The following is a 2,389-nucleotide window of genomic DNA, read 5'->3' on the forward strand; positions in this document are numbered from 1 at the left end:
GATGATGATAGGCCACCACCCCCGCCACCCCCAAGGGGTTACTGAGAGGCATCTGCAGGGCTTCGTTAACCGACCCGTCGCACCCTGACCACGGCTGCCGATAAGCGGCCGCACTGGATGGGTCTGGTGGTTCGGCGGCCATGCGCTCCAGCGCGGGGCCGTTCACGCTCATGAGGTCTGCGATTCGTGGCTCTCTCCTGCGGACAGGCGGCACGGCCGCCCTGACCGCTCTCATCCTGTTTAGTGTTGATCCGGCCGCCCATGCGCGCGACGGCATCGGGGTTGGCGGTGCTGCAGCGCTAGGCTTGCTTGGTGGTGTCGTCGCGGGCAGTGCCATCGCCTCGGCCAACAACGGATATTATCCCGGCCGCCCAGTCTACCGCGCGCCCGCGCCGGTATACGTCGAGGAGGACGTAGGCCCGGTCTGCCATTTCGAGAGGCGTGGCTACATCGATCCCTACGGCGACGAGCACATTCGCCGTGTGCGCGTCTGCCAATAGATTGGGACGGTAGCGTCCGCTGCAAGCTTGTCGCCGCCCGGATCGGGAGCGTTGTAGTAGCCCCGCAGCAAGAGGACCGCGGGGCTGATAGACCTTACTTGCCGCTTGGGGCTGCACCGCTACCGGTGGTGCCGTTGCCAGAGCCGCTGCCGGCAGGCGCACCGGGGGTATCGACGCGCGGACCGCCGCTGGTGCCAGGCACCATGCCAGTCCCCATCGAGCCTGCACCGGTCTCCATGGACTTCTCGGAGTTGCTCTTTACGGAACCCGGATTGTTCATGTTGCCTTCGGCGCTGCCACCGCCGGCCGGTGTCTGAGCCAAAGCTGCGCCTGCCATCGCGACAGAGAGTGCGCTAGCGAGAGCAATTGTCTTGATCGACATGGACATTCCTCCAGACGGATCGGTTTGATCGGTCGTGGGCTGAACGTCATCGTGATCGATATCGTTCAAGCTTCCGTGGGGAACAGATGCAATTGGCATCATCGTGCTTGCCGCCGGCATTCGGTTCGGCTACCGAAGCCGCCCCGGACAAAGAAAAGGCCACCCCCGAAGGAGCGGCCCGAAGTCTAGGGAGGAAACGCCCAAGAAGGGCAGCGGGATCGCGACGCCATCGCCATCTCGCAGTGCAAAGCTAAACCATCGCACTGCAGCACGCAACCGCCGAATGGTTGCGCACTGCATGTTTGACACGCCTCGGGCGTAGCACAGGCTGCACCCTCATGGCTTACTGCCTTTAGGCTTGGTGATGAGCCTCGATCGTTCGCACGCGCGAACCGACGAGGCGAACCGTCTTGCGTAGCCGTTCTTCGGTGACGCCTAGGCGGGCAGCGAGCGCTGCACGTGCAGCGCGGTCATTAATGTCGATATGGGTGGGGACCAATGACTGGAGCTGTGCCGTATCCATAGCTGTGTGGTCACGCCCAACGGCGCGCCTCTGCTGATGTGGTGAGACCGAGCACTCAACCCTGACCACGCAGCATAGTTGCCCGCCTCCCCGGTCCTGCGGCGAATATCAACAGGTATCGCGACGGGACCTCGCAACTGAAGCTGTAGGCCGTGAGCCGGCGCTTGCGGTCTCCAGTCCCACCGCTGCACCGACCCTCACGCGACTGCCCGCCGCAGCGCCGTGTGGTGTCGCGAACGCCTCGGGCGCGCAGGCGGGATAGAAGGGTGCTGTAGCAAGCACATGGTCGGTTGTCGTCATCCTGCAACGCCGCACGGCTTTACCAACTTGCCTAGGTCCGCGCATTTGGCTTGGTTACGCGCAGCACCGCGGCGAGGAAGTCGAGGGCGCTCAGCGCATGGGTTCGGGCGGCGCCCAGAAGCTTCGCGTGGTTCGGGACCAGCATCGCTTGCCGCCGGGCGATGTCCTCGACGGCGCGTACGGCCAACCGGACCGCATCCAGGGCGTCGTACAAGCCGGGCGTGTCTTTCGCCGCGTTGGCTCTGATCGTCAGCAGGTGAGCCTCAGCGTTGCGCGGGGCTGCGCCCTCCGACCCACCAGATTTAGCAGCCGCACGGATCGCATCGGCCAGTTCGCTGACCGATGACGCGAAACACGGCAGCAGCCCTGCGCCGGTGAGCAGGTCCTCTTCGTTCATCATACCGTCCGCCTGCGTGCGCCTACCGCATAGCTATTCCCGCGCCACGACCCGCGCGGGTTCCAGAATGGCCTGATCAGTTGAGGTCGCCCGCCGCTTGTCGGCAGCCCTTTTTCGGTTCCGTTTTCCCCGATTCTGACAGGATTAGAACTTCAGTAGGCGTGCGGTTCGCGGATTTGCACCCTCCCCCCTGTGCCGGCGAGGCGAAGGCGGACGATCCAAGTTTAGATAGCGGGTCTGGGGTCCGCGCCAGCCGCAGCCAAGCCGTCCACTCGGGCGAGATGATG

General features: G+C 64.5%; 4 protein-coding genes. 1 reads left to right on the top strand and 3 read right to left on the bottom strand.

The window, feature by feature from the left end; translation table 11 throughout:
• Positions 1 to 182: 182 nt before the first annotated feature.
• Positions 183 to 500, top strand: coding sequence for a hypothetical protein (locus FV242_RS35975; protein WP_147941983.1), 318 nt, complete (start codon positions 183 to 185; stop codon positions 498 to 500).
• Between the two features lie 94 nt (positions 501 to 594).
• On the opposite strand, the gene FV242_RS33610 is transcribed toward FV242_RS35975, so the two are convergent.
• The 3 genes from FV242_RS33610 to FV242_RS33620 all read right to left on the bottom strand — a co-directional run bounded on the left by FV242_RS33610 (position 595) and on the right by FV242_RS33620 (position 2,102).
• Positions 595 to 882 carry a hypothetical protein gene (locus FV242_RS33610; RefSeq protein WP_147941984.1) on the bottom strand — a complete coding sequence of 96 codons (288 nt, stop codon included), beginning with the start codon at positions 880 to 882 and terminating at the stop codon, positions 595 to 597.
• Positions 883 to 1,234: 352 nt separating this feature from the next.
• Positions 1,235 to 1,405: a DUF3606 domain-containing protein gene (locus FV242_RS33615; protein ID WP_147941981.1), complete on the bottom strand. Its 171-nt coding sequence runs from the start codon at positions 1,403 to 1,405 to the stop codon at positions 1,235 to 1,237.
• A 331-nt stretch (positions 1,406 to 1,736) separates the two neighbouring features.
• Positions 1,737 to 2,102, bottom strand: a complete 366-nt coding sequence (locus FV242_RS33620) for a hypothetical protein (RefSeq protein ID WP_147941982.1) — start codon at positions 2,100 to 2,102, stop codon at positions 1,737 to 1,739.
• Between the last annotated feature and the right edge of the window lie 287 nt (positions 2,103 to 2,389).

Source organism: Methylobacterium sp. WL64, from assembly GCF_008039945.1.
Lineage (GTDB): Bacteria > Pseudomonadota > Alphaproteobacteria > Rhizobiales > Beijerinckiaceae > Methylobacterium.

Excerpts from the sequence above, each read along its gene's own strand:
- FV242_RS33620 (WP_147941982.1), bottom strand. The coding sequence starts at position 2,102 with ATGAACGAAGAGGACCTGCTCACCGGCGCAGGGCTGCTGCCGTGTTTC.
- FV242_RS33610 (WP_147941984.1), bottom strand. The coding sequence starts at position 882 with ATGTCGATCAAGACAATTGCTCTCGCTAGCGCACTCTCTGTCGCGATG.
- FV242_RS33615 (WP_147941981.1), bottom strand. The coding sequence starts at position 1,405 with ATGGATACGGCACAGCTCCAGTCATTGGTCCCCACCCATATCGACATT.